The organism is Duganella kummerowiae, assembly GCF_053572355.1.
This window is the reverse complement of the sequence record NZ_JBKFEH010000017.1, coordinates 61,217-83,936: the sequence shown is the minus strand read 5'-3', so window position 1 is coordinate 83,936 and position 22,720 is coordinate 61,217. Positions and strand designations below refer to the sequence as shown.

23 protein-coding genes and 1 other RNA gene are annotated in these 22,720 nt (G+C 64.5%); 14 read left to right on the top strand and 10 right to left on the bottom strand.

Going from position 1 to position 22,720, the window contains the following annotated elements:
* Nucleotides 1–15 precede the first annotated feature (15 nt).
* The 7 genes from ACLB1G_RS21760 to ACLB1G_RS21730 all read left to right on the top strand — a co-directional run bounded on the left by ACLB1G_RS21760 (nucleotide 16) and on the right by ACLB1G_RS21730 (nucleotide 4,774).
* Nucleotides 16–615, top strand: a complete 600-nt coding sequence (locus tag ACLB1G_RS21760; protein ID WP_491629337.1) for an Lcl domain-containing protein — start codon at nucleotides 16–18, stop codon at nucleotides 613–615.
* Nucleotides 616–660: 45 nt separating this feature from the next.
* The gene (locus ACLB1G_RS21755; protein WP_491629336.1) at nucleotides 661–1,011 is read left to right on the top strand and encodes an Lcl C-terminal domain-containing protein; all 351 of its coding nucleotides are present in this window, start codon (nucleotides 661–663) and stop codon (nucleotides 1,009–1,011) included.
* Nucleotides 1,012–1,038: 27 nt separating this feature from the next.
* Nucleotides 1,039–1,410, top strand: coding sequence for an Lcl C-terminal domain-containing protein (locus ACLB1G_RS21750; RefSeq protein WP_491629335.1), 372 nt, complete (start codon nucleotides 1,039–1,041; stop codon nucleotides 1,408–1,410).
* A gap of 15 nt (nucleotides 1,411–1,425) precedes the next feature.
* A complete protein-coding gene (locus ACLB1G_RS21745; protein WP_491629334.1) occupies nucleotides 1,426–1,803 on the top strand; it encodes a four helix bundle protein in 378 nt (125 codons plus the stop codon).
* A 268-nt stretch (nucleotides 1,804–2,071) separates the two neighbouring features.
* Nucleotides 2,072–3,184 (top strand): RNA-directed DNA polymerase, encoded by a 1,113-nt coding sequence (locus ACLB1G_RS21740; RefSeq protein WP_491629333.1) that lies wholly within the window; start codon nucleotides 2,072–2,074, stop codon nucleotides 3,182–3,184.
* Nucleotides 3,171–3,416, top strand: a complete 246-nt coding sequence (locus ACLB1G_RS21735; protein ID WP_491629332.1) for a hypothetical protein — start codon at nucleotides 3,171–3,173, stop codon at nucleotides 3,414–3,416. The genes ACLB1G_RS21740 and ACLB1G_RS21735 overlap by 14 nt, the downstream gene beginning before the upstream one ends.
* Nucleotides 3,417–3,601: 185 nt before the next feature.
* Entirely contained in the window at nucleotides 3,602–4,774 is a 1,173-nt protein-coding gene (locus tag ACLB1G_RS21730; RefSeq protein ID WP_491629331.1) for an Arm DNA-binding domain-containing protein, read from the top strand.
* Between the two features lie 103 nt (nucleotides 4,775–4,877).
* Here the strand turns inward: ACLB1G_RS21730 and ssrA are convergent.
* From ssrA to ACLB1G_RS21715, 3 genes are all read right to left on the bottom strand, one after another.
* Nucleotides 4,878–5,237, bottom strand: a transfer-messenger RNA (tmRNA) gene (ssrA, locus tag ACLB1G_RS21725).
* A 211-nt stretch (nucleotides 5,238–5,448) separates the two neighbouring features.
* The gene (locus tag ACLB1G_RS21720; RefSeq protein ID WP_491629330.1) at nucleotides 5,449–6,720 is read right to left on the bottom strand and encodes an O-acetylhomoserine aminocarboxypropyltransferase/cysteine synthase family protein; all 1,272 of its coding nucleotides are present in this window, start codon (nucleotides 6,718–6,720) and stop codon (nucleotides 5,449–5,451) included.
* 104 nt (nucleotides 6,721–6,824) lie between these two features.
* Nucleotides 6,825–7,973, bottom strand: coding sequence for a hypothetical protein (locus ACLB1G_RS21715; RefSeq protein ID WP_491629329.1), 1,149 nt, complete (start codon nucleotides 7,971–7,973; stop codon nucleotides 6,825–6,827).
* Between the two features lie 291 nt (nucleotides 7,974–8,264).
* Here ACLB1G_RS21715 and ACLB1G_RS21710 point away from each other — a divergent pair, with 291 nt between their 5' ends.
* The 3 genes from ACLB1G_RS21710 (at nucleotide 8,265) to ACLB1G_RS21700 (ending at nucleotide 9,666) form a co-directional block, all read left to right on the top strand.
* Nucleotides 8,265–8,912, top strand: a complete 648-nt coding sequence (locus tag ACLB1G_RS21710; RefSeq protein WP_491629328.1) for a TetR/AcrR family transcriptional regulator — start codon at nucleotides 8,265–8,267, stop codon at nucleotides 8,910–8,912.
* An 81-nt stretch (nucleotides 8,913–8,993) separates the two neighbouring features.
* Nucleotides 8,994–9,299, top strand: coding sequence for an antibiotic biosynthesis monooxygenase family protein (locus ACLB1G_RS21705; RefSeq protein ID WP_491629327.1), 306 nt, complete (start codon nucleotides 8,994–8,996; stop codon nucleotides 9,297–9,299).
* A 58-nt stretch (nucleotides 9,300–9,357) separates the two neighbouring features.
* Entirely contained in the window at nucleotides 9,358–9,666 is a 309-nt protein-coding gene (locus ACLB1G_RS21700) for a hypothetical protein (RefSeq protein WP_491629326.1), read from the top strand.
* Between the two features lie 8 nt (nucleotides 9,667–9,674).
* Here ACLB1G_RS21700 and ACLB1G_RS21695 read toward each other — a convergent pair whose 3' ends face one another.
* The 3 genes from ACLB1G_RS21695 to ACLB1G_RS21685 all read right to left on the bottom strand — a co-directional run bounded on the left by ACLB1G_RS21695 (nucleotide 9,675) and on the right by ACLB1G_RS21685 (nucleotide 14,157).
* Entirely contained in the window at nucleotides 9,675–11,960 is a 2,286-nt protein-coding gene (locus ACLB1G_RS21695) for a putative bifunctional diguanylate cyclase/phosphodiesterase (protein WP_491629325.1), read from the bottom strand.
* Between the two features lie 91 nt (nucleotides 11,961–12,051).
* Nucleotides 12,052–13,245, bottom strand: a complete 1,194-nt coding sequence (pncB, locus tag ACLB1G_RS21690; protein WP_491629324.1) for a nicotinate phosphoribosyltransferase — start codon at nucleotides 13,243–13,245, stop codon at nucleotides 12,052–12,054.
* Between the two features lie 48 nt (nucleotides 13,246–13,293).
* A complete protein-coding gene (locus ACLB1G_RS21685; RefSeq protein WP_491629323.1) occupies nucleotides 13,294–14,157 on the bottom strand; it encodes a cysteine hydrolase family protein in 864 nt (287 codons plus the stop codon).
* A 353-nt stretch (nucleotides 14,158–14,510) separates the two neighbouring features.
* Between ACLB1G_RS21685 and ACLB1G_RS21680 the strand changes: the two genes are divergently transcribed.
* Nucleotides 14,511–14,933, top strand: a complete 423-nt coding sequence (locus ACLB1G_RS21680; protein ID WP_491629322.1) for a hypothetical protein — start codon at nucleotides 14,511–14,513, stop codon at nucleotides 14,931–14,933.
* Between the two features lie 52 nt (nucleotides 14,934–14,985).
* On the opposite strand, the gene ACLB1G_RS21675 is transcribed toward ACLB1G_RS21680, so the two are convergent.
* Nucleotides 14,986–15,600, bottom strand: a complete 615-nt coding sequence (locus tag ACLB1G_RS21675; protein WP_491629321.1) for an FMN-dependent NADH-azoreductase — start codon at nucleotides 15,598–15,600, stop codon at nucleotides 14,986–14,988.
* A gap of 117 nt (nucleotides 15,601–15,717) precedes the next feature.
* Here ACLB1G_RS21675 and ACLB1G_RS21670 point away from each other — a divergent pair, with 117 nt between their 5' ends.
* A complete protein-coding gene (locus ACLB1G_RS21670) occupies nucleotides 15,718–16,875 on the top strand; it encodes a LysR family transcriptional regulator (RefSeq protein WP_491629320.1) in 1,158 nt (385 codons plus the stop codon).
* Here the strand turns inward: ACLB1G_RS21670 and ACLB1G_RS21665 are convergent.
* From ACLB1G_RS21665 to ACLB1G_RS21655, 3 genes are all read right to left on the bottom strand, one after another.
* Nucleotides 16,853–17,161 (bottom strand): chaperone modulator CbpM, encoded by a 309-nt coding sequence (locus ACLB1G_RS21665; RefSeq protein WP_491629319.1) that lies wholly within the window; start codon nucleotides 17,159–17,161, stop codon nucleotides 16,853–16,855. The genes ACLB1G_RS21670 and ACLB1G_RS21665 overlap by 23 nt on opposite strands.
* A 3-nt stretch (nucleotides 17,162–17,164) precedes the next feature.
* Nucleotides 17,165–18,115: a DnaJ C-terminal domain-containing protein gene (locus ACLB1G_RS21660; protein ID WP_491629318.1), complete on the bottom strand. Its 951-nt coding sequence runs from the start codon at nucleotides 18,113–18,115 to the stop codon at nucleotides 17,165–17,167.
* Between the two features lie 79 nt (nucleotides 18,116–18,194).
* Nucleotides 18,195–18,845, bottom strand: coding sequence for a beta/gamma crystallin family protein (locus tag ACLB1G_RS21655; RefSeq protein ID WP_491629317.1), 651 nt, complete (start codon nucleotides 18,843–18,845; stop codon nucleotides 18,195–18,197).
* Nucleotides 18,846–18,985: 140 nt separating this feature from the next.
* On the opposite strand from ACLB1G_RS21655, the gene ACLB1G_RS21650 reads away from it, so the two are divergent.
* Nucleotides 18,986–20,389, top strand: coding sequence for an MATE family efflux transporter (locus ACLB1G_RS21650; protein WP_491629316.1), 1,404 nt, complete (start codon nucleotides 18,986–18,988; stop codon nucleotides 20,387–20,389).
* A gap of 106 nt (nucleotides 20,390–20,495) precedes the next feature.
* A complete protein-coding gene (locus ACLB1G_RS21645) occupies nucleotides 20,496–22,718 on the top strand; it encodes a S9 family peptidase (protein ID WP_491629315.1) in 2,223 nt (740 codons plus the stop codon).
* Nucleotides 22,719–22,720: the final 2 nt, after the last annotated feature.

The following is a 22,720-nucleotide window of genomic DNA, read 5'->3' as shown; positions in this document are numbered from 1 at the left end:
CCCTGAAAGCGAAAAATGAACCAAGACACCCGCACCATCCCGGCTACCGTCGGCGCGCTGTTCGAAGGCGGCTACTACGCCGGCCAGATCCTGGTCGATGGCAAGCCCTACGCCCTGATCATGGCCGGCGCCGCTGGCGAGCTGAGCGGCCGCTGGAACGCCAGCAACGACTCCGTGGCCGGCACCACCAGCCGTGCTGACGGCTTGGCCAACACCGCGGCCATGGCCGCCGCCGGCAGCAAGCTTGCGCAGCGCGTGCAGGCTCTGGAGATCGGCGGCGTCAGCGGCTGGTATATCCCGGCCCGCGATGAGCTGGAAATCCTGTACCGCGCGTTCAAACCGTCCACCACCGGCAACTGGGCCGGCGAGGGCGAAAACCCCAGCAGCATCCCGGCCGGCGCCCACTACACCGGCGAGCTGCCCGCCCAGACCACCGTGGAGGTGCTGCGCGAGGATGAGCCTGACGCGCTGATCCCAGCCTGGTACTGGTCCAGCACGCAGCGCGAGGCCTACCCTGGCCGTGCCTGGGGCCAGGACTTCGGCAACGGCCTCCAGGTCACCGGTCACAAGTCGTACGCCGGCCGCGTCCGCGCGGTCCGCAGATTGCCCCTTTAACCATTTGATCATTTGAAAGCGACTGCCATGAGTAAAGCGCAATTCATGAGCGAAAACCTGCGGCCTGGTGAGCTGTATGCCGGCCTGCTGCTTGGCGCCGATGGCCAGCCGGACCAGCACATTTTCCTGCTCCCCGGCGCGGCCGAAAAGCTGACCTGGGATCAGGCGAAGGAATGGGCGGCAAAGGCCGGCGGCGAGCTGCCGACGCGGCGCGAGCAGAGCCTGCTGTTCGCCAACCTGAAGTCCGAGTTCCAGGCCGGCTGGTATTGGTCTGGAGAGCAGCACGTGGCCTACCCTGCCCATGCCTGGCTCCAGTACTTCAGCCTCGGCAACCAGCTCTACGATCACAAGTCGTACGCCGGCCGCGTCCGCGCGGTCCGCAGATTGGCCATTTGACCATTTGATCATTCGAAAGCGACTGGCATGAGCGACACGCAATTCATGAGCGAAAGCCTGCGGCCCGGCGAGCTGTATGCCGGCCTGCTGCTGGGCATGGGCACCCAGCCGAACCAGCATATTTTCCTGCTGCCCGGCTCTGCTGGAAAGAAACTGACCTGGCACGAAGCGAAGGAATGGGCGGCGAAGGCCGGCGGCGAGCTGCCGACGCGCCGCGAGCAGAGCCTGCTGTTCGCCAATCTGCAGGAGGCGTTCCAACCGGCCTGGTATTGGTCCGGTGAACAACACGAGACCTTTCCAGAGCACGCCTGGGGCCATAACTTCCTCAACGGCCTTCAGGGAGGAGATCACGTGTATTCCATCGCCCGCGCCCGCGCGGTCCGCAGATCAGCCGCCTGACCATTTGGTAGCACCATGACCATCCATACCCAACTGCCGATCTACAAAGTTGCCTACGACCTGCTCGGCCTTGCCGCCGACCTGGTCAAGAACATGCCGCGCGACTTCAAGGGATCGTTCGGCCGCAAGATCAACGAGGAGTGCATCGAGATCCTCGTGCTGATCGCCCGCGCCAATGCCGCCCGCGATAAGGCGCCGCACCTGGGCGAGCTGCTGGAGCGCCTGCAGGTCGCGGAGATCCTGATCCGGCTGGCGCGCGATAAGCGCTTCATCTCCGTCCCGCAGTACGCGGGCGCGGTGGAGCTGTGCAGCCAGATCGGCAAGCAGGCCAATGGATGGAAGAAACACCCCGCCGCTCGCCTGCAGCATGAGGGTCAAGGCCATCATGCCTGAGCGATTTTCTAATCTGGTCGCGCCGCTGCCCGAACTGGGCACCGCCAAGCGCATCAAGGATACCGCCGGCGCGCGCCGGGACTGGTCCTGCGCAGTTTCCACGCTGATCGGCCCAGGCCTTCGGCGCGGCGACGTAGATAGCGCGCACGACCGCAGCACGAGGCCTACCCTGACCATGCCTGGAACCAGAACTTCAACAACGGCAACCAGAACAACGATCACAAGTCGTACGCCGGCCGCGTCCGCGCGGTCCGCAGATCAGTCGGCGGTGGCCGCACCAGCGACCTTCCTGGAGCTGGTGCGCGCCTACCTGGATTGCCGCGAGACGAAACGCAACAGCCCCAGCGCCCTCGCCTTCGAGGAGCAGCTGGAGCGCAACCTCACCCAGCTGCACGAGGACTTGGTCAGCGGCGAGTACCGGCCCGGGCGCAGCATATGCTTCGTGGTCACCCGGCCCAAGGCACGCGAGGTGTGGGCCGCGGCGTTCCGCGATCGCATCGTGCACCACCTGCTGTACAACCGCATCGCCGCGCGCTTCCACGCCTCGTTCACCGCCGACAGCTGCGCCTGCATCCCTGGGCGCGGCACGCTCTACGCGGTGCGTCGTCTGGAGCGCCAGGTGCGCAGCACCACGGAGAACTGGTCCCGGCCGGCCTACTACCTGAAGTGCGACCTGGCCAACTTCTTCGTCAGCATCGACAAGCGCGTGCTGCACGAACTGCTGGCGCCGCGCATCGCTGAGCCGTGGTGGCGCGCGCTGATGGAAACGATCCTGTTCCACGATCCGCGCCAGGATGTCGAGTATCGCGGCGCGCCGGTGCTGCTGGAGTGCGTGCCGCCCCACAAGCGCCTGAGCAACCAGCCGCCTCATCTGGGCCTGCCGATCGGGAACCTGAGCAGCCAGTTCTTCGCCAACGTGTACCTGGACCAGCTGGACCAGTTCGCTAAACACCGGCTGCAGGCGCGGCGGTACGTCCGCTACGTCGATGACTTCGTGCTGCTGCACGAGTCCGCCGACTGGCTGAACAACGCCCACGCCCGGATCAAGGCCTTCCTGCCCACACGGCTGAACGCCCGCTTGAACGACAGCAAGACCATACTGCAGCCCGTCGAGCGCGGCATCGACTTCGTGGGCCAGGTGATCAGGCCGTGGAGCACGCGCACCCGGGTGCGGGTCGTCAAGGGTGCCATCCAGCGAGTTCTTGACGCCGACGGCACCAGCCTGCAGTGCGTGGCCAACAGCTACTTCGGCCTGATCGGCCAAGCCAGCAGCAGCCACACTGACCAGGCCCGGCTGGCGCGCGCCGTGCTGCGCCGTGGGCGCGCCGTCAACGGTGCGCTGACCAAGACCTTCAAGGAGAGCCGCCATGGGCGCCAGTGAGCAGCATGTTTCTCCGTATTTGCTTGAGCGCGCCGAAGCCTTCAAGCATGACCAAGCGCTATTGCGAGCTGCCCATAAGGCCCTGCAAGTTGTTTATCGGGAGAAATTCTGCTTCATACACAGCTTTTATGTGGACGCGTCGAGCACCGAGGTTGTGACCATGGTCTACCTGCGAGGCTCCCCGGTTGCAGTGCCAGCATGCGAATTGACGCTGGCACCACAGATCACGTGATCACTAATAGATACATTAAATACAACTATGCTACGCTACCTCACTATCGCGAAGTTCTCCGCCGAGTCCGGCTACACCGAGGACGCCATCCGGACCAAGATCCGTGACGGGATCTGGCCAGAGGGAAAAGTATGGATAAAGGCGCCGGACGGGCGGAATTTGATAGACGCACAAGGATATGAAAAATGGGTCGAGACGGGCGCGGGGTTAAAGGTGCATCGGAAAGCAGCATCGAAATCAGTTTTATGTATCGGGGCATCCGCTGCCGGGAGCGCATCCCTCTCAAGCCCACCGCCGCTAATCTGAGGCGGGCGGAGCAGCACCGGGCCGCGATTTTGCATGCAATCGCCACTAACAGCTTCGACTATGTGTCCACGTTCCCTAACTCATCAAATGCAGCTAAATTCGCCAGCCAGCCTGGCGATGTCAAAAGCGTCGAGAGCTACCTCGATGCGTGGCTGGCGCGCCAGAAGCTGCAGCTAAAGGCAAGTACGTACGATGGGTACCGTAAAATCGTCGATGGAAAGCTGATACCCTGGTTCGGCGAAATGAAATTGGGGTCGCTGCAGAAAAAGCATGTGCGTGACAAACTGGAGGGAATCAAGGCCAGCAACAAGACGCTGGCCAACATCCAGAGCGTGCTGCGCGCGGCGCTGGAAGAAGCAGTCGAGGTCGATGAGTTGCTGGAGATAAATCCTCTGGCGGGCTGGTGCTATTCCAGGGCGGAGGCGCCGAAGGAGGAAGATGAGATCGACCCGTTCACCAGGGAGGAGCAGGCCGCTATCCTCGCTGCATCTACCGGCCAGGGGCGCAACCTCATCCAGTTCGCTCTCTGGACGGGCATGCGCACCTCGGAGCTCACCGCACTGGACTGGAAGGATGTGGACTTCATTCGCGGGGTAGTGAAGGTCTCAAGGGCGATGACGCAAAAGGCGGCTCAGGCGGAAACCACAAAGACTGCGGCGGGGCGGCGCGAGATCAAATTGCTGGGCGGCGCGCTGGAGGCGTTGCTCGCGCAGAAGGAGCATACCTACCTGAAGGGGGTTGAGATATTCCAGAACCCTCAGACTGGTGAGCGGTGGACTGGCGATCAGCCGATCAGGAAGACACTATGGCAGTGGGCTATCAAAAAGGCCGGAGTGCGTTACCGATATCCGTACCAGACCAGGCACACGTATGCCAGCATGATGCTCTCCGCTGGCGAACACCCGATGTGGGTAGCGAAGCAGATGGGGCACCGCGATTGGACGATGATTGCTCGTCGATATGGGCGCTGGATGCCTGACGCGGATACGCTGGCTGGTAGCCGGGCCGAGCAACTGTACGGGACGGCAAAACCAGGGGAAAAACAGGCGTAAAAAAGGCTGTCATTTTGTTGTCATTCAGGAGCCAAACCAACCCCAAAACAACCCAATTAATGACAGCCTATACCTTACAAGTACTTGATTTTAAACTAAATACTGGTGGAGTCGGCGGGAATCGAACCCGCGTCCGCAAGCACTCTACAGACAGTTCTACATACTTAGCATTATCATTTAATTTAGCCTGTACAACACGGATATGCACGTTTTGGACAGGCGATTCACCTTAGATTTAACGCTACTTCAAGTGACCCGTTGTAGCGCGATTCCCTGTAAATGACTCCTCAGCTTTTTACGGCCCGCCCCAGGGAAGAAGCGGTGAGGAGGCAGCTGCAATTAAGCAGCCAGTGCGTACGAGTTATCGTTTGCAGTTATTACGTTCTGGATGTATTTACGAGGTAACCAGTCCTCGGTATGCCCTGTTCTGCTTTGCAACCCACGTCGAAACCAGGTCGACCCCGGAAACTTGACCATCTTGCAGAAGGAAGCTCCATTCTACCGCAAATCGCCGCGCCTTGCACTGGCACGGAAACACGTCAAACGCCCGTCACATTTGCCCGCTATGATGGCGTCCAGTTCTCACATAGAACGACCCTCCAGCGTCCTCCGGGACGGCTCTACCGGCGCCGGCGGTCGGGAAATATACCGGCACCATATTCCTTGATCGACGACTACACGGCGGCCAGCGCCTGCTCCAGGTCGGCCACCAGGTCGTCGATATGTTCTATGCCTATCGACAGCCGCACCGTGTCCACCGTCACCCCGGCCTTGTCCAATTCCTCGGGATTGAGCTGGCGGTGCGTGGTGGAGGCCGGATGGCAGGCCAGCGACTTGGCGTCGCCGATGTTCACCAGCCGCGTGAACAGCTGCAGCGCATCCTGGAAGCGCGCCCCGCCCTCGACGCCGCCTTGCACGCCGAAGGTCAGCACACCCGAGGGACGCCCGCCCAGGTATTTCTGCGCCAGCTCGTAGTCGCTGTGCCCTTCCAGCCCGGCATAGTTGACCCACTTGACCTTGGCATGCCCGCTCAGGTATTCCGCCACTTTGCGGGCATTGGCGGTGATGCGGTCCAGGCGCAGCGCCAGCGTTTCTATGCCTTGCAGAATCAGGAAGGCGTTGAATGGCGACAGCGCAGCGCCCGTATTGCGCAGCGGCACCACGCGCGCCCGGCCGATATAGGCCGCCGGCCCCAGCGCATCCGTGTACACCACGCCGTGGTACGACACGTCCGGCTCGTTCAGGCGCTTGAAGCGCTCCTTGTGCTGCGCCCACGGGAACCGCCCGGAGTCGACAATCGCGCCGCCGATGGAATTGCCATGTCCGCCCAGGTACTTGGTCAGCGAGTGCACCACGATGTCGGCCCCGTAGTCGAAGGGGCGCAGCAGATAGGGCGTGGCCACCGTGTTGTCGACGATCAGCGGCACGCCGTGCTGGTGGGCGATGGCGGCGATGCGCTCGATATCGGTCACATTTCCCAGCGGGTTGCCTATCGATTCGATGAACACGGCCTTGGTGCGCTCGTCGATCAGGGCGGCGAACGCTTCCGGTGTGCGCGGGTCCGCAAAGCGTGTGCCTATGCCATATTGCGGCAAGGTGTGGGCGAACAGGTTGTAGGTGCCGCCGTACAGCGTGGAGGCCGACACGATGTTGTCGCCGGCCTCGGCGATGGTCAGGACGGCGTAGGTCACGGCCGCCTGGCCGGACGCCAGCGCCAGCGCACCTACGCCGCCCTCCAGCGCGGCCAGGCGCTGCTCCAGCACGTCGTTGGTGGGATTCATGATACGGCTGTAGATGTTGCCCTGGACCTTGAGATCGAACAGGTCGGCGCCATGCTGGGTGTCGTCGAAGGCATAGGCCGCCGTCTGGTAGATGGGCACGGCAACGGCGCGCGTGGTGGGATCGGGACGGTAGCCGCCGTGCACGGCGATGGTTTCGGGTTTCATTGCATTCTCCTGGTTATCGTTCAAACAACCCCCATCAGCATAGGAGAAAGCGGATCGCCGGCAAAAGAATAAAATCGCGCTTGAATATGCGGAAATCCGGGTGCTCAGCCAAGGGGAAACAGACGCACCAGCAGGCCCGCCACCGCGATCGCATTGGTGACCATGAGGCCCGCCAGCCAGCGCCGGTGGGTTGCAAATTCCTGGCGCAATTCCTGAAAGCCGGAACGCTGTTCGCCGCGCGCGAGCTCGACCCGCGTTTCGCTCTCGCGGCGCAATGCTTCGATGCGGGCGTTGATCTCGGCGCAGTTGGCCGCCAGCTCGGTCCTCACCGCTTCCGTGCGAACTGTCAACTCCGTTCTCACGGCATCGGTGCGGACCACCACTTCCTTGTTCACCGCTTCGATACGGGCATGTGATTCGGCAAAGTTCTTCGCCATTTCCTTGCGATGCTCATCGAGGCGGACCACCAGTTCACTGTTCATCGTATCGATGCGGACATTTACTTCAGCAATGTTCTTCGCCGATTCCATCCTATGCCCATCGAGCCGAACCACCAGCTCTCTATTTACCCCTTCGATACGGGCATTTACTTCGGCAAAGTTCTTCGCCATTTCCTTGCGATGCTCATCGAGGCGGACCACCAGTTCAGTGTTCATCGTATCGATGCGGACATTTACTTCAGCAATGTTCTTCGCCGTTTCCATCCTATGCCCATCGAGCCGAACCACCAGCTCTCTATTTACCGCTTCGATACGGGCATTTACTTCGGCAAAGTTCTTCGCCGTTTCCTTCCGATGCTCGTCGAGACGGAACGTCACTTCCCTGTTCATCGTTTCGATGCGAGCATTTACTTCCGCAAAGTTCTTTCCGGTTTCCTTTCGATGCTCGTCGAGACGGACCGTCAACTCCCTGTTCAGTGCATCGATGCGGGCCGTGAGCTGCATGTTCACGGCATCGATGCGGGCCGTGAGCTCGCTATTCATCGTATCGAGACGGGTCCGCAACTCGCTGGACATCACGTCGATGCGCGCCGTGACCTCTTTCCTGACCGCGTCGGTACGTTGGTTCAGTTCAGTCCCCAGCGCATCGATGCGCGCATGGACCTCCCTGAAGTTGTCCCTGGTCTCGCGCCGCGCCTCCTGCAGCAGCGCGCGCGTTTCCTTCGCGCTCTCGTCCAGGCGGAGGGCCAGGCTATCCAGGGTGTGGACGGCGCGCACCAGCACGCCGCCGCGGGCTTGTTCGGGCGGTTCCATGGCTTCATCCTCGTGGCTCCACATGGCGTTGTCAACCTCAGCAGGCGCCGGCATATGCCGGCCAGACCAGATTAAGCGCCCGCCGCCTCAGGCGCCTGATCTGTATCAAACCTGTGCCCGCAACCCGCAGGAGGACCCGCCCCGCCAAGCCGTGATGCGCCAACCCGCCGCCCTGTGCGGCCATGCCACTCATCAACAGTCAGCGATAACTGTTGCAATTTCAGCTCAGTTGCCGCGTGCGCCCTGCTCTGCATTAAAATGATTCGCATCGACTCCGTCCGTGACACGAACATGACCGCCACTGTCTCCGAGCCTGTCCGCAGCAAGAAGCGCGGCCGCCCGCAAAAAGGCGAAGGCGGCGGCCTGCGCGCGGAACTGATCGAGAAGTCGGCCCAGCTGTTCCGCGAAAAGGGCTACGACAATACCACCGTGCGCGACATCGCCGCCGCCACCGGCATCCAGGCCGGCAGCTGGTTCTATCACTTCAAGACCAAGCAGGATATCCTGGCCGCCATCATGGAACAGGGCATGGAGCGCGCCCTGGCGCAGATGGAGGCCATCGCCACCCTCGGCCTGGCGCCGCGCGAACGCCTGCACCGCATGGTGGAAACCCACTTGCAGGCGCTGCTGGCGCCGGACCACCATTTCATCGCCGTGCTGCTGTACGAATGGCGCTCGCTGGAAAACGAGGCGCGCGAGCGCATCGCCGCCCTCAAGGACCGCTACGAGGCGGTCTGGGACCAGGCCATCGTGGCCCTGCACCAGTCCGGCGAATGGGCCATGCCCTCGCAGTTCGACCGCCTGCTGATCTTCGGCGCGCTGAACTGGACGGTGCAGTGGTACAAGCCCGGCAGCGGCGCCGATGTCAGCGAGCTGGCGCGCCAGGCCATGCAGTTCATGCTGCGCACGCCGGGCCGGGACGGCCGCTGCGGCGCCTGACAGCGGGCCAGGCCCGCGCCAGCAAAACAGCGCCGCTTGAGGCACAATAGCCGCACCCCATCCGTCACCCGAGGACTCCCCATGATCTATGAAATCGCCGAGCTGTACATCAAACCCGACGCGCACGACGCCTTCCAGGCCGGCGTGGCCCAGGCCATACCGCTGTTCCAGCGCGCCAAGGGCTGCTTGTCGGTGCGCCTGGACCGCGGCATCGAATCGCCCGATACCTATCACCTGGTGATCGGCTGGGCCACGCTGGAAAACCATACCGTGGACTTCCGTGGCAGCGACGACTTCCAGGCGTGGCGCGCCCTGGTCGGCCAGTATTTCGCGCAGCCGCCCAAGGTCGAGCACTTCGACACCGTGGTGACCGGCTTTACCGAGTAAGGTGTGCGCCGCCGGCCGGCGTTCTTGTGCACAATAGGGCTATAACAGGAGAATGATTATGGCCCATACCATCCATCGCAATTTCAAGCAAACCAGCGACGCCGAAAGCGCCCGCAACGCCCTGCTGGCGGACGGCTTTCCGGCCGCCAGCGTCACCGTCAATCCGCACTCCCGCCCCGGCACGGATGCCGCCACCCAGGCCGTCAGCAATGTGATGGATGCGCTCACGCCGGGCGGTCCGGCAGCGGCGGCGGCCACGCGCGAGCGCCTGGCGGCCGGCGCCCTGCTCAGTGTCGATGTGGACGATGACGAACAGCGCGAACAGGCCGACGCCATCCTGCGCCGCTTTGGCGCAGTGGACGCTTAATCGGATAATTAAGCGCTGCGCACGATGGTCAGCGGGCCGCGCGCCCGCACCGTGCGGCGCAGCCGTTCGCCGGCCTGGGCCGCGCTCAGCGGCGGCGCATACAGGAAGCCCTGGAATTCCTGGCAACCGGCCGCGCGCGCGGCGGCCGCCTGCTCTTCCGTCTCCACACCTTCCGCCACCACGCGCAGCTTGAGCGCATCGGCCAGCTGGCAGATGGCGGTCACCACCGCCACCGCGTCCGGCGCCGGCAGCGGCTCGACCAGGCCACGGTCTATCTTGAGTATGCTGAGCGGCAGGCGGCGCAGCATGCTGAGCGACGAGAAACCGGTACCGAAATCGTCCATCGCCACCACCACTCCCAGTTCGCGCAGCTGCTGCAGCTGCAAGCGCGTTTCCTCCAGGTTATTGACGGCTGCGCTTTCCGTGATTTCCAGCGTCAGGTAGCGCGCCGGCACGGCGTAGCGCTGCAGCGCATCCTCCACCATCTGCAGGAAGCCGGCATTGAGCAGCTGCACCGGCGAGACATTGACCGCCACCGGCAGGCAATCGCCATAGGCGGCCAGCCATTCGGCAATCTGGCGGCAGGCTTCGCGCAGCAGCATGCCGCCCAGTTCCGTGATCAGGCCGGTGTGCTCGGCGATCTGGATGAACTCCACCGGGCTCACCGAGCCGTAGCCGGGACGCTGCCAGCGCGCCAGCGCTTCAAAGCCCAGCAGTTCGCCGCTGGTGGCATCGATCTTGGGCTGATAGTCGAGATAGACCTCGCTGCTCTTGAAGCTGCGGCGCAGCGCCTGCTCGTGCTCCAGGGCCTGCACCGACATCTGCTCGAAGCGCTGTTCGGCCACCACCATCGAGGTGCCGGGCGTGCGCTTGGCCTGGTACATGGCGGCGTTGGCCGCGCGCAGCAATCCTTCCGGCTTGCGCGCATGGGTGGGGAACACCGCCATGCCCATGGACGCGTCGATGAAGTATTCGCCGTCCGGCACTTCCAGCGGCTGCAAACAGGCGTTGTGCAGGCGCCATGACAGGTCGCGCGCGCCCAGCGCATCCGGCTCGATGATGCCGAACTCGTCGCCACCCAGGCGCAGCAGCGAAGCGTGCGGCCCCAGCACCTCGTGCAGCTTGGCGGCGAAGGCTTGCAGCACGTGGTCGCCGGCCACGTGGCCCTGGCTCTGGTTGAACAGCTTGAAGCGGTCGATGTTCAGCACCACCAGGGTGCAGGGCGAGCCGTCCGGCACGCAATACTGTTTCAGCAGCGGCACCAGCATGCTGCGGTTGGGCAGGCCGGTCAGCTCGTCGTGGGTGGCCTGGTGCTGCAGCTCGCGCGCGGCGGTGTTGCGCTCGGTATCGTCGGTGATCAGCAGCTGCGAGGCCGGCGTGCCCTCCCAGTCGATGCGCCAGGCCTGGAAGCGCAGATCGCGCTCGCGGCCGTCAGCCATCATGCGCTTGCCTTCCCAGCGCGCCACATCCACCGCGTGCTGGTGCAGCTGGCTGTGCTGCATGTGCAGGATGTCGGTATTGAAGCTGGCCTGGGGCAGGTGCGCCAGGGCCTCGATGCCGGCATTGCGCGGCAGGCCGTAGATGGCCAGGGCGGCCGGGTTGGCATAGAGGATGCGCTGGCCGTCGGTCACCACCACCCCCTGCAGCGAGTGCTCGGTCAGCAGCTGGAAACGGGTGTACAGGCGGCCCAGCTGGCCAATCGAACGGTCCAGCGCGGCAAACAGGAACACGCAAGCCACCGCCACCCGCAGCACGATGGCGCCGAACAGGTTGAGCGGCACCCCGTCCGCGCCCTGGGTCAGCAGCACGATCTGGTTCAGGCCCAGCAGGATCAGCAGCGGGCCGACCAGCCATTCCACCAGCTTGCTGCGCCACAGCCAATGCGTGGCCAGGGCGCCCACCGTGCACAGCACGGCCATGTTGATCAGGGCCCAGTAGAACAGGCGGGTGCCGTCCGCCGGCGCCAGCATCACGGCCAGCAGCAGCAGGGCGATGCAGGCCGCCAGCGGGCGCGGCAGGCGCCGGCCGGCCAGCCGCACCACGCCGGAGATCAGGAACAGCACGCTGGGCACGGCGCCCAGCGCCACCAGCAGCAGGCCGGCCGGCTTGTCTTCCGGACGGGCGTGGACGGTGATCATGTAGCCCATGGCTACCAGGCTGGCAAACATGGTGGACCAGCCCATGTCGCGCGCAAAAGCCTGGCTGGTATGGCGGTGCGCCGCCATCAGCAAGGCGCCGCCCATGATGACAAATACGAAGAAATTGGTCAGGTACAAAAACATCGGCCCACGCATCGCCCCGGCAAAGGCGCCTTAACCCTTGGTAGTTTTCAAACAGATAATTATTGTTCCTATATTAAGCGATTTCCGCCGGGCGCGGGGCGCTTTAGCGCGCAGGATGGTGAAATACTTGGCGCAGGTAGGCAAGGAAAGTTTCGTCTTTGCAAACAGTTTTTCCTGGTGAGTCAGACAGTTTGGCCACCGACTGGCCGTTGCAGCACACCAGTTTCATGACGATGTTGAGCGGCGTCAGGCCCATGTCGTTGGTCAGGTGGGTGCCGATGCCGAAGCCGGTCATGATGCGGTTGGCGAAATGGCGGTAGAGCTCGAAGGCTTTTTCCAGGTTCAAGCCGTCCGAAAACACCAGGCGTTTGGTGTTGGCGTCGATGCGCAGGGCGGCGTAGTGGGCCAGCGCCTTTTCGCCCCAGATGATGGGATCGCCCGAGTCGTGGCGCAGGCCGTCGAACAGCTTGGCGAAATACAGGTCGAAATCGTCCAGGAAGGCGTCCATGCCGACCACGTCGGTCAGGGCCACGCCCAGGTCGCCCCGGTATTCCTGCACCCAGTCCTCCAGGGCCGCCTTCTGGAAATCGCGCAGGCGCACGCCGAAGGCCTGGAACGATTGCATGTATTCATGCGCCATGGTGCCGATCGGGACCATGCCGATCTGGCGCGCCTGGTAAACATTGGAGGTGCCCTTGAAATACTGCGGCACCTCGGCCGCCAGGCGCTGCACCACTTCGTCGTGCCAGACTCCGGAAAAGCGCCGACGCAGGCCGAAGTCGGAAAACTCGAATGGGTGGCGCAAGCGCGGCTCGCGGCCGAATTCTCGCAGGGCGGCAATCTTGGCTTCCAGCCGGCGCCGTCCCTCGGCCAGGGCGGCGGCCTGGTCGAACCGGCGGAAATACAGCTCGTTGACGATGTACAGCACAAAGATTTCGAAGGCCATCACATGTACCTGCGGCCCGGCGGCGTGAATGCTCAGGCTGTCGCCCGCCACGCGCACCTCGATGAACTTGCGCTGGAAGCGGAACAGGGCCAGGAAATCGACGAAATCGCTCTTGATGTAGCGTAGCGAGCGCAGGTATTCCAGCTCGTCCTCGGCAAACGACATGGTGCACAAGTGGTCGATCTCGCGTTCGACCTGGACCTTGAGTTCGGCCAGCGGGAATTGCGGCGTGTTGCGGCACACGAATTCGTATTCGGCGGCGGCGTTCGGATGTCCATGCAGCAGGGCCTGCCACATGGAGAATTTATACAGGTCGGTTTCCAGCAGGCTGCGTACCACGGGCGAATTCATGTCGTCTCCAAATTGCTTCAAGCCCGCATCTTACGCCAGTCCGGCGCCTCAGGTATTGGCCTGCAGCTCGGCCAGCACTTGCGCGGACTGGGCCAGGCGCACGCCGTGCGCCTGCATCGCACCGAGGAAATCGCGGTAGGCTGCCTCGAAGCCGGCTACCGGGCTGATGCAATCGGTCAGCAGCACCAGCTTGCCCACATGTTCGGCGCCGATGTGCTCGACGATATGCTCGGTGGTGGCCTTGACGCAGTGGCTGCCGGCCTCGCCCGCGATATAGACCTGGTCGGACGCGGCCAGGCTGGCGATCAGCTTGCGGTTGAGCTGACTGTCCGGGTCCTGCGCATCCGGCACCTCGGCCTGCACGGCGGAATAATGCTCGGTCCAGGGATTGGACCCTTTCAATACCTTGGCGGCCACGCCCAGCGCGCGCTCCTCCCAGCGGTTGTAGGCGGCGCGCACGGCCGGGTGGACACTGGCGCCCCAGCTGCCGATTTCACAGTGCACCGGCCACACCATCAGGCGGTAGCGGCCGGCGGCTTCCAGCGCATCCAGGTAGGCCAGCGCGCGCGGCAAGGCCGACGGCTGGCGCGGCTGCCAGCGCCCGGCCCTGACGTCCGCCGCCGCAATCTCGGTGAATGGCGCCACCGGGCCGCCATCGGCGTCCTGCCAGAAGGTGGGATGGGCGATGTCGTAGCGGTGATGGGAATCGAGGGTGATGCTGATGGCGGCCAGCCCGGCGCCGCCGCGCTCGATCAGGTCGGCCAGGCGCAGCATGTCCTGGTGCGCGCCCGGCACCGGCAGCGCGGGCGCATGCGGCTGGCCGCTGGCGGGATCGATGGGCAGGTAGTCGGCCGGCAGGTCGCAGAAATCGTTCTGCGGATCGATGGCCAGCAGGTGCAGCTTGCGTGTCATGGTGGTGGCTCCGGTGCGGGTATCCCTGCATGATAAAGCAAGCTGGCAACGCTCACACAGCTTGCACCACATCAATCCGAAGCCATGCGCCATGGCTAAATTAATACTCTACTACCACCCAGCGGAGAACCTTATGGAGCCCAAAGCCAAAGCCACGACTACGCGCGCGTGTAACGCAAGCATGCAAATGAGCCCTCAGGCACGCAGCCAGATGCAATCGCGTGAAAAAGTAGTGCTACGGTATTACAACGACATGGGCAAAAACAAAGGTAACTGCACTTGGGGCGCCGGGCAGAGGAAAGCACGCCGTTCAAGCGGCGGCAAGACCCGCCGGTAACCGTTGAGGATCCGCCATGCGCACCTTACTGATCGCGACCACGATGGCCGCTGTCTCTGCCCTGCCTGCGGCGCATGCCGAGGATTACCAAGACCGTAGCGTCATCGGACGATGGAGACTGGTTTCAGTCCTTGATTTCGCGGAGATATCGTGCATTGACGAAAGAGAGGCCAAGCGGCTGGTCGGGAAGGTCATGACCGTCAGCGCGGAAAAGCTGAAACTTGGCACTCGGACCTGTTCAAGTCCAGGGTTTCAGGCTGAACGCGTCGATCCGGAACAAGACCTGCGAGAGAAAGCCCATGCGAGTGCCAAGCGCCTCCACCTTCCCGATCCTGTTACAGTCGTCGAGCTGAGTTGCGCCTACGTTTACGTGCGCGATCATGACCACCTGGTTCTCGACTGGGAAGGCGCGTTTTTCGACGCGGTGCGCGTTAAATGAAAAAACCCGGTCCGCAGCAGCGGCCGGGTGTTCTTGTGGAGCGGGAGCGGAATTACGCGGCGACTGCTTGCTCGATCTCGCTGCGGCTCTTGGCCAGGGCGCTGGCCACGGCTTCCTCGCCCAGGGCCACGCCTTCGGCACGGATGAAGGTGACGTCGGTCAGGCCGATGAAGCCCAGCACCGCGCGCAGGTAAGTGGTCAGGTGGTCGTAAGGAGCAAACGGGCCTTCGCTGTAGACGCCGCCGGTGGCCGCGATCACGTAGACTTTTTTACCTTTCAGCAGGCCTTCCGGGCCGTTGGCCGTGTACTGGAAGGTGCGGCCGGCGCGCGCGATCTGGTCGATCCAGGCTTTCAGGCCCGAGGTAATGGAGAAGTTGTACATCGGGGCGCCGATCACGATCACGTCGGCGGCGAACAGTTCGTCCACCAGGATGTCCGAGGCCTTGGCGATGAAGGCCTGCTCGGCGTTGCGCTGTTCGGCCGGGGTGAAGAAGGCGCCCAGGCTTTGCTCCGTCAGGTGCGGCACCGGGTTGGCGGCCAGGTCGCGGGTGATGATGGTGTCGGCCGGGTTGGCGGCCTTCCATTTGGCGATGAATTCGGCGCCCAGCTGGCGCGACAGGGAACCGGTGGTGCGGACGCTGCTATCGATGTGGAGTACGTTTGCCATGATCTTGTTTCCTTTCGGAGTGGAGAGGGATTGCAGGCATGATAGAACGGGTTTAGTATCGATGGAATCCAGAGAATTTCTATAGATTGCATCGATTTTTTAGATATCAGAACCACCATGCGCGATCCCGGCCTCCCCACCATCGACCAGCTGCGGGTCTTCATCGCAGTGATAGACCACGGCGGCTTCGCCCACGCGGCGCGCGCCCTGCACCGCACCCAGTCCGTCATCAGCTACACCGTCGCCAACCTGGAGGAGCAGCTCAACGTCGAACTGCTGGACCGCAGCAAACGCAAGCCGGTGCTGACCGAGGCCGGCAAGGCCCTGCTGGCCGACGCCCGCGCCATCTCGCTCAAGGTGGACAGCATGCGCTCGCGCGCCAAGGCCCTGTCGACCGGGCTGGAGGCCGAAGTGTCGCTGGTGGTGGATGTGATGTTCCCGGCCTGCACCCTGGTGCGTATCCTGCATGCCTTCCAGCGCGAGTTCCCCACCGTCTCCATGCGGCTGCGCATGGAGGCGCTGGGCGCCGTGACGGAACTGGTGATGGAGGGCGTGTGCCACATCGGCATCAGCGGCTGGATGCCGGGCACGCCCGATACCATAGAACGCCAGGCCTGCGGCTTTGTCACCATGGTGCCGGTGGCCTCGCCCCAGCATGCGCTGGCGCAGATCGAAGGCAGGATACCCAGCGCCGTGCTGCGCGAGCACACCCAGCTCGTGCTGACCGACCGCAGCAAGCTGACCCGGGGCCAGGACTTCGGCGTGCTGGCCCTGCGCGACTGGCGCCTGGGCGATCTGAGTTCCAAGCACAACCTGCTGCGCAGCGGCATAGGATGGGGCAATATGCCGATCGAGCTGGTGCGCGACGACATCGAGGCCGGCCGCCTGGTGCAGCTCGATATCCACGAGGGGCAGTCGTTCAGCTTCCCGCTGTACGTGATCCACCGCGGCGACGATGAACCGGGACCGGCCGGACAGTGGCTGATGCGCCAGATCCTGGCGCTGCACCAGCAGCACGCGGACGCCGCGCCGCCGGTCGAGCGCCGCCCGCCGCCGGAGGAGGCACCGGCACATCCTTACGGCATGCTGGCCGACCCCGCGCCGCGCCGCAGGAAGGCAGCGGCGTCCGAGGCCGCGCACGGCGCGCCAGCGTCGGCCACGCCTGCGTCGGCTGCTCCAGCTTCAGCCGCGCCTGCGCAGGTTGCCCGCAAGCACGCCGCCCCGGCGCCGGCTGCCCCTACGCCGGTTGCACCTATTTCACTCCAGCGGCGCTGAGCTTGCGGCGCAGGCGGCGGATTTCCTCCGACAGGTCCACCACCAGCGCGGCCACGTCGTCATTGGCCTCGAAGTCGCGCTCCACCTGGCACAGGCGGCGCGCCCGCACCAGGTCGACGCTGGTGAAGCGCCAATAGCCGCTGTCCTCGGGCGCGCCGTCCAGCAGGATGCCGGTGCGCACCCGCTGCACCACCCAGTCCGGCTCCACGGCGCAGGCGCGCGCAAGTTCTTCCAGGGTCAGCGCCGCCTCGTCCACCGGGACGGCCACCAAATGCGTGTCCACCATTGCTTATCCTCCCGCGCGCGGATTGAAGGCCAGATCGCGCGCCATCGCTTGATACAGTTCGCGTGCCTTGGCGCTGGTGGCGGGCGGAAGCACTACCTCCAGCAGCAGATACAGGTCGCCGGCCGTGGCCGAGCCGGCCGCCGGAATGCCGCGCCCGCGCAGGCGCAGCTTGCGGCCGTTCTGCGAACCGGGCGGCACCGTCACCGTCACCTTGCCGGACGGGGTCTGCACCTCGATCTCGCCGCCCAGCGCCAGTTCCCACGGCGCCACCGGCACGTTCTGGTACACATCGCGGCCGTCGACGCGATAGCGCGGATCAGGCTTGAACTGGATTTCCAGGTACAGGTCGCCGGGACCCGCCGCCCCAGGCTGGCCCTGTCCCGCCAGGCGCAGCTGCTGCCCGGCCGTGACGCCGCGCGGTATGGTGATGCTCAGGTTGCGCGGACGCGTGACGATGCGGTCCTGGGCGTCGCGCTCGGCCACGTGCAGGCTGACGCTGCGGATCGCGCCGGCATAGGTATCGGCCACGTCGATGGTGATGCTGGCGTGGCTGTCCTCGCCCTTGGCGGGCCCGCGCCGGCGTCCGCCGCCCAGGTTGGCGAACAGGTCGGAGAAGAAGTCGCTGCCGCCCATGTCGCCGAACGGGTTGGCGCCGGCCGCACCACCAGCGCCACCGGCCCCGAAGCCCTGGCCCCAGCCCGGCGGCGGGCGGAACTCCTGGCCAGCGCGGAACTGCTGGCCGCCCCGTCCCAGGTCGTCGTAGGCGGCGCGTTTCTCGGCGTCGCCCAACACGCCGTAGGCCTCGTTCAGCTCCTGGGTTTTCTTTTGCGCGTCCGGTTCCTTGCTGACGTCGGGATGGTATTTGCGCACCAGCTTGCGGTACGCCTTCTTGATCTCGTCGTCGGTGGCTGTTTTCTTGACGCCCAGGGTTGCGTAGTAGTCCTTGTATTCCACAGTCAGTATCCTCGCTGTCGCCGCCTCCGCCAGTCTACCCCCAAAGCGGCGGAGGTCTGCGCGCGTTTGAGGACGCCGCTCAGCGCACCCGGCGCAGCGACGAAATCCGGTTGTTCAAGTAATCCAGGTGGTCGTAGCGGCCCGGACGCAGGGTCACGCAGCGGCCACGGAAGTCCGCATGTTCGCACAGTTCCCACACGCCTTCGTTGATGACGATGGAGCCTGCCGCATCGTTGAAATCATAATTGTCCAGGGTGCGGGCGTCATGGTCCAACGCTACCCGGCGCCCGCCGAAATCGGCGCGCGCAAACAGCACGATATCATCGCGGTCGCGGCCGCCGCCGTTCCAGCCACCCCGCCCGCCGCGGCCGTCCCTGTCATCGCGGTCATAGCCGCCAGGTCCGCGCCCCGGCCCGCGCTCCTGCACCTCGCGCACTGACGACATCACGTCGTTGAAGCCATCGAGCACCGGGTATTCGCCGCGCTGCAGGATGCGGCACTGGCCGCCGAAATTGGCGTGCTCGCATACCTCCCACGTCCCCGACTGCACGATCACGCTGGAGGTGCGGTCGTTGAAACCGAGGCGATTCAAATCCGGCTCGGTGCCGTGAATGACCACCGACGGGCCGCCGAAATTGGCATGCGTGTACAGCACGATTTCACCAGCCTGCGCCGCCAGGCCGATCAGGGCGGCGCCCAGGAACACGGCAGTAGATAGGATTTTTTTCATGATATTCAAGGGGCAAGGTTGCGGGAGAAAGTTGCGATTGAACCATTAACGCTCAGCGTTATAGCGCCGACTACACATAATTGCAACCAATTGCAACGAATAAAGCCCGTTCACAGTAAAATCGACGCTTTGCGCCCCTCATGAGCACCACCTTCACCCTGCCCCACATCCGCATCGAAGCCGCCGCCCTGTGGCGCCTGGCCTGGCCGGTGCTGGTCGGCCAGCTGGCCACCATCGGCATGGGCGTGGCCGACGTGGCCATGACCGGCCACGCCAGCGCCGACGAGCTGGCGGCGGTGGCGCTGGGCACCTCGGTGTGGTCCATCATCCTGGTCACGGTCAACGGCATCATGATGGCGATTAACAGCATCGTGGCGCACGACGTCGGCGCCGGCGAGCTGGGACGCATCCCGCACGCGGTGCGCCAGTCGCTATGGAAGGCGCTGGGCGTGGGCCTGCTGGCGGCGCTGGCCACCAACCTGTGCGTGCTGCTGTTCGATTACCTGTCGCTGACGCCGCACGTGCACGCCCAGGCCGCGCTGTTCGTCCACATCATCAGCATCGGCATGCCGCCGTTCGCCGCCTACCGCGCGCTGTACGGCTACAGCACCAGCATCAACGAAACCAAGCCGGTGATGGTGATCGCCCTGCTGGGACTGGCCTTCAATGTGCTGGTCAACTGGCTGTTCATCTTCGGCCACTGGGGCCTGCCGGCGCTGGGCGGGGTGGGCTGCGCGGTGGCCACCGGGCTATGCATGTGGCTGATGCTGTTCGCCATGATCGCCTGGATACGCTGGGCCCCGGCCTACCGCGCGACCTATCCGTTCAGGCACTGGGAAGGCCCTAGCTGGGCCGAGATCAAGCCCATGCTGCGCCTGGGACTGCCGATCGGCGTGACCTACTTCGCCGAAGTGAGCGCCTTCGGCGCCGTCAGCCTGCTGATCGCGCGTTTCGGCGCGGTGCAGGTGTCGGCGCACCAGATCGCGCTGAATTTCTCGGCCCTGGTGTTCATGGTGCCGCTCAGCTTTGGCATTGGGCTGATCACGCGCGTGGGCCAGGCCATGGGCGAGGGCCAGCCGGCGCGGGCGCGCTTCGCGTCCTGGATCGGCGTCGGCATGTCGCTGCTGTTCGCGGTGGGGTCGGCCGTGCTGATCGCCGTGTTCCGCCACCAGATCGCGGCCGCCTACACCACCGATCCCGAAGTGCGCGCGCTGTGCGCCCACCTGCTGCTGTATGCCGCCGTGTTCCAGCTGTCGGACGCCACCCAGGTCGCCACCTCCAGTGCGATACGCGGCTACAAGGTCACGCGCGCGCCCATGCAGATCCAGCTGCTGGCGTTCTGGGGCTGCGCCCTGCCGCTGGGCTGCATCCTGGGCCTGGCGCCGGACTGGCTGCCGTTCGGCCCGGCGCAACCGATGCAGGCCGACGGCTTCTGGATCGCCCTGGTGCTGGGCCTGGCCATAGCGGCCGTGCTGCTCAGCTGGGCCCTGCACCGGCTGTCGCTGCGCCGCGTGCGCGAGGCGATGGCGGGCGTGGCAAACTAAACACGGTATTCGGCCGCAACAACCATATGCGGCCGTCTCGTTTTCCCCGGCGTACTCTGGTATCGTCTTGCCCAGCGATTTTTACCACCAACCTGGAAGAAACCCCATGCGTTTTATCTTCTGCTTCCTCGCCATGATGGCCGGCGTTACCGCGAGCGCGCCCGCAGCGGCGGCAAAATTGACCCTGGACCGCATCCACGCCGACCCGGCGCTGAGCGGTCCGGGCGTACGCAACCTCAAGGTGTCGCCGGACGGCGCCCGCGTGACTTTCCTGCGCAGCCGTCCCGACAACCAATTCCAGCTCGACCTGTGGGAATACAACCTGAAAGACAAGAGCACGCGCCGCCTGGTCGATTCGCAGCGCCTGGCGCCCAATGAGCAGTTGTCGGCCGCCGAGCAGGCGCGCCGCGAACGCGCACGCACGGCCAGCCTGAAAGGCATCCTGACTTACAGCTGGTCGCCGGACGGCAAACAGCTGCTGGTGCCCATCGCCGGCGATTTGTATTTGGTGGATGTGGCCACGCCCGACCAGGCCCGCAAGGTCGCCAGCGGCAATGTGCTGGACCCGAAGATTTCGCCCAAGGGCAAATACCTGTCCTTCGTACGCGACCAGAACCTGTACGTGATCGAACTGGCCAGCGGCAAGGAAATCCAGCTGACCCGCGACGGCGCCGGCACCATCCACAACGGCGAAGCCGAATTCGTGGCGCAGGAAGAAATGGGCCAGACCACCGGCTACTACTGGGCTCCCGACGATTCCGCCATCGCCTACAAGCGCTATGACGAAGCGCCGGTGCCGGTGGTTCGCCGCTTCGAGATCTTCGCCGACCGCACCGACGTGGTCGAGCAGCGCTATCCGGCCGCCGGCGATCCCAACGTGCTGGTGCAGCTGAAGATCGTCTCGCCCGCCACCGGCGCCACCCGCGACGTCGACCTGGGCGCCGAGAAGGATATCTACCTGGTGCGCGCCGACTGGAGCGCCGACGCCAAGGCCCTGCTGTTCCAGCGCCAGAGCCGCGACCAGAAAAAACTGGAGCTGGTGTCGGTCGATGCCGCCACCCTGGCCCAGCGCGTGCTGATCACGGAAACCTCGCCGACCTGGGTCAGCATCTTCGACGACCTGCGCTTCCTCGCCAACGGCAAGGGCTTCATCTGGCCGTCCGAGCGCAGCGGCCGCAAGCATTTGTACTTGTACGACATGAACGGCAAGCTGCTGCACCCCATCTCCAGCGGCGAATGGGGCATAGACAGCCTGCTGGCCGTGGATGAAAAAGCCGGCCGTGTGTTCGTCGCCTCCAACCGCGACGCCGTGATCGACCGCCAGACCTACGTCCTGAAACTGGACGGCGGCACGGCCGACAAGCCGCAGCGCATCACCAGGGAGGACGGCTGGCACGATTCCGCCTTTGCCCGCAACGGCGAAGTGTTCGTCGATACGTATTCGGATCCCGATACGCCGCCGCAGGTCAGCATCCGCCGCCCGGACGGCGCCATGATCAGCTGGCTGGAACACAATGCGCTGGACCAGGACCATCCCTACGCGCCCTACAAGGGCGCCCACCTGCGCACCGAATACGGCACCCTGAAGGCCAGGGATGGCCAGACCCTGTACTACTCCATCGTCAAGCCCAGCGGCTTCGTGGCCTCGAAAAAATACCCGGTCTACCTGTCCACCTACGGCGGCCCGCATTCGCAGCACGTGTCGCGCAAATGGGGCAACCTGTTCGACCAGTACATGGCGCAGCAGGGCTTTGTCGTATTCCGCCTGGATAACCGCGGCTCCTTCCGCCGCGAGCGCGCCTTCACCGACGCCAATTACCACCAGCTGGGCAAGGTGGAGATCGAGGACCAGCTGACCGGCATCGAGTGGCTGGGCCAGCAAAGCTTCGTGGACGCCAGGCGCATCGGCGTGTTCGGCTGGAGCTACGGCGGCTACATGACCCTGCGCCTGCTGGCGGCGGCGTCCGACAAGATCGCGATGGGTGTGTCGGTGGCGCCGGTCACCGACTGGACCCTGTACGACACCCACTACACCGAGCAGTTCATGGGCACGCCGAAGGAAAACGCGGCCGGCTACACGGACAGCGGCGTGTACGCCCACATCGACGGCCTGACCTCGCCGCTGCTGCTGATGCACGGCATGGCCGACGACAATGTGCTGTTCACGAACACCACGCGCATGATAGACGCGCTGGTCAAGCGCAATGTGCACTTCGAGCTGATGACCTACCCCGGCGCCAAGCACGGCATCTCGGGCCGCACCTCGCAGCGCCATGTGTACGGGAATATCGAAGCCTTCTTTAAAAAGAACTTGAAACCTGAGCAGTAAGC